The organism is Caballeronia sp. INML3B (assembly GCF_023631305.1).
In the GTDB taxonomy this organism is placed as follows: Bacteria; Pseudomonadota; Gammaproteobacteria; order Burkholderiales; family Burkholderiaceae; genus Caballeronia; species Caballeronia turbans.
In genome coordinates, this window is the sequence record NZ_JALQDI010000019.1 from 1 (window position 1) to 2,541 (window position 2,541).

At 65.2% G+C, this 2,541-nt stretch carries 2 protein-coding genes; both read left to right on the plus strand.

The genetic code is table 11. The features are described 5' to 3' along the window. The first annotated feature begins 122 nt into the window (after positions 1-122). A complete protein-coding gene (locus tag NCS58_RS11655) occupies positions 123-998 on the plus strand; it encodes a site-specific integrase (protein ID WP_061121634.1) in 876 nt (291 codons plus the stop codon). Between the two features lie 21 nt (positions 999-1,019). Then, a complete protein-coding gene (locus NCS58_RS11660) occupies positions 1,020-2,189 on the plus strand; it encodes an IS91 family transposase (protein ID WP_250538477.1) in 1,170 nt (389 codons plus the stop codon). Positions 2,190-2,541 lie beyond the last annotated feature (352 nt).

Consider the following 2,541-nt stretch of genomic DNA (forward strand, 5'->3'; position numbering starts at 1 on the left):
GGACTAAACCGCTCGCGCGGTAGGGGCTACGGTCCGACGCTGGTGGTCAGGGAGAGGCCGGTCACCCGGCTTTATGTTGGCGAATGAGGCAATCCGCCTCGTTCTTCAACAGGAGCCGAATCATGACCTCCTTACCGACAAACGCCAGCCCACTGCGCCAGCGCATGATCGACGATATGCGCATGCGCCAGCTTGCCCCCAAGACGCAGGACATCTACCTGCACATCGTGCGTGAGTTCGCCCGTTTTCTCGGGCGCTCGCCTGACACGGCCACCGTCGAGGACCTGCGCCGCTACCAGCTCTATCTGGTCGACCACGGCACATCGGCCGTGTCGCTGAACCACGCGATCACCGGCCTGAAGTTCTTCTTCAAAGTCACGCTCGACCGGCCCGAGCTGATGGTCAGGATGCAACCGGTGCGCGTGCCCCGCATATTGCCCGTCGTGCTCAGCCCCGACGAAGTGCGGCGGCTCATCGAGGCCGCCGGTAACCTGAAGCACCAAACCGCGCTGTCGGTCGCGTACGGCGCGGGGCTACGCGCCAGCGAAGTGGTGGCGCTGAAGGTCACCGACGTCGACAGCGAGCGCATGACACTGCGTATCGAGCAGGGCAAGGGCCGCCGTGACCGCTACGCGATGCTCTCGCCGGTGCTGCTCGAACGTCTGCGTGTGTGGTGGCGCGTGGCCCGTGCGCAGGGCAAGATGCTCGATGGTGGGTGGCTGTTTCCCGGACTCGATCCGCTCGATCAGTTAAGCACGCGACAGTTGAACCGTGCCATTCATGCCGCCGCCGAGACTGCGAACATCGACAAACGTGTGTCCATGCACACGCTACGCCATAGCTTTGCGACACATCTCCTCGAACAGAAGGTGGATATCCGCGTGATCCAGGTGCTGCTCGGCCATGCAAAGCTCGAGAACACCGCGCTCTACGTCCAGGTGGCCACCGACCTGCTGCACGAGGTCACCAGTCCGCTGGACCGTCTGCCCTCAGAGTAGACCCGCGGGCTGTAACGCCTCATGCTGGAGGTTGCGGACATCTTCCGCAGCCACGGGCCAGCGTGGCGAGCCACGACACACTTGAGCCTGGGGCAGCTGAAGGTCATGTCGGCCATCGAACGGTGCCGCACGGCGGCACTGGGCGGACATGTGCTGCGCTGTTCAGGCTGCACAAGGACCGAGGTGTCCTTCAACTCGTGCCGAGACCGGCATTGCCCGAAGTGCCAGGCCAGCGCCGCACACCGCTGGCTAGAGGCGCGTCAGGCCGATCTGCTACCCGTCGAGTACTTCCACGTCGTCTTCACGCTGCCCGCGCAAATCAGCGCGATCGCCTGGTACAACAAGCGGGTCATCTACGGGCTGCTGTTCGACATCGCCGCCGACACGCTGCGCACGATCGCCGAGGATCCCAGGCATCTCGGCGCCCAGATCGGCGCCACGCTCGTACTGCACACTTGGGGATCGGCGCTCACGCATCACCCGCATGTGCACGGCATCGTCCCCGGTGGCGGGCTGTCGCCTGACGGTGAACGCTGGATCGCCTGCCGGCCCGGCTACTTCCTGCCCGCGCGCGTCCTCTCACGCCTGTTCCGACGCCGCTTCCTCGAGGCACTCCAGTCGGTTCACCACCGTGGCGACCTGCAGTTCTTCGGCGAGTACACCGGGCTCGCCGACCCCGCCACCTTTGCCCGATGGCTTGCGCCCCTACGTACTTGCGAATGGGTGGTCTACGCCAAGCGCCCGTTCGCCGGACCGAAGGCGGTGCTCGAGTACCTCTCACGCTACACGCACCGCGTCGCCATCTCCAACCAGCGCCTGGTCGCCGTCGATGAGCGTGGCGTGACGTTCCGCTGGAAGGACTACCGTGCGAAGGGACGCACCCGCTACAAGACCATGACCCTCGAAACCGGCGAATTCATGCGCCGCTTCCTGCTCCATGTGCTGCCCGGTGGTTTCCATCGGATCCGCCACTTCGGGCTGCTCGCCAACCCGGTGCGCCGCGCCAATCTCGCAAAGGTGCGCGAACTGCTGCACGTCGAACCCGAGATCAGCCCGTCGCCGGACGACGCCATCATCGAAACCCGCCCCGTCTTCATCTGTCGGCACTGCGGCGCACCGATGGTCGTCATCGAAATCCTCGCGCGCAGCGCCCCGATCCGCGCACCGCCAATGCGCCGGGATCCGACATGAACCCCACGGTTCCTCGACCTGCCTGTCGAACGTTGGCTCCGCGGCAACGCGGCCCAAGGATGGAAGCCTGCGCGTGTCGCTACGCGAAGCGCTTTGCCCGGCCGCCTCATCATCGCGAATGCACGACTAAACCACTTCGCTACGGCGTCAGCGTCCCTCCGGCACCCCGCCTGAGCGTGCCGCATCCGGCACCACTGACCATTCCGGTCTATCAATCGCCATAGCCGCGAACCCTCCAACCGCAGTGGGGCACTCCGCGGTTTCCTCCATCGGGCTTATTCGACGCCTGCCGACATGCGCGGCGGCACGCACATTTCTGCGGCCGATGGCAGGCATCGAATAAACCTTAACG

Excerpts from the sequence above, each read along its gene's own strand:
- NCS58_RS11655 (WP_061121634.1), top strand. The coding sequence starts at position 123 with ATGACCTCCTTACCGACAAACGCCAGCCCACTGCGCCAGCGCATGATC.
- NCS58_RS11660 (WP_250538477.1), top strand. The coding sequence starts at position 1,020 with ATGCTGGAGGTTGCGGACATCTTCCGCAGCCACGGGCCAGCGTGGCGA.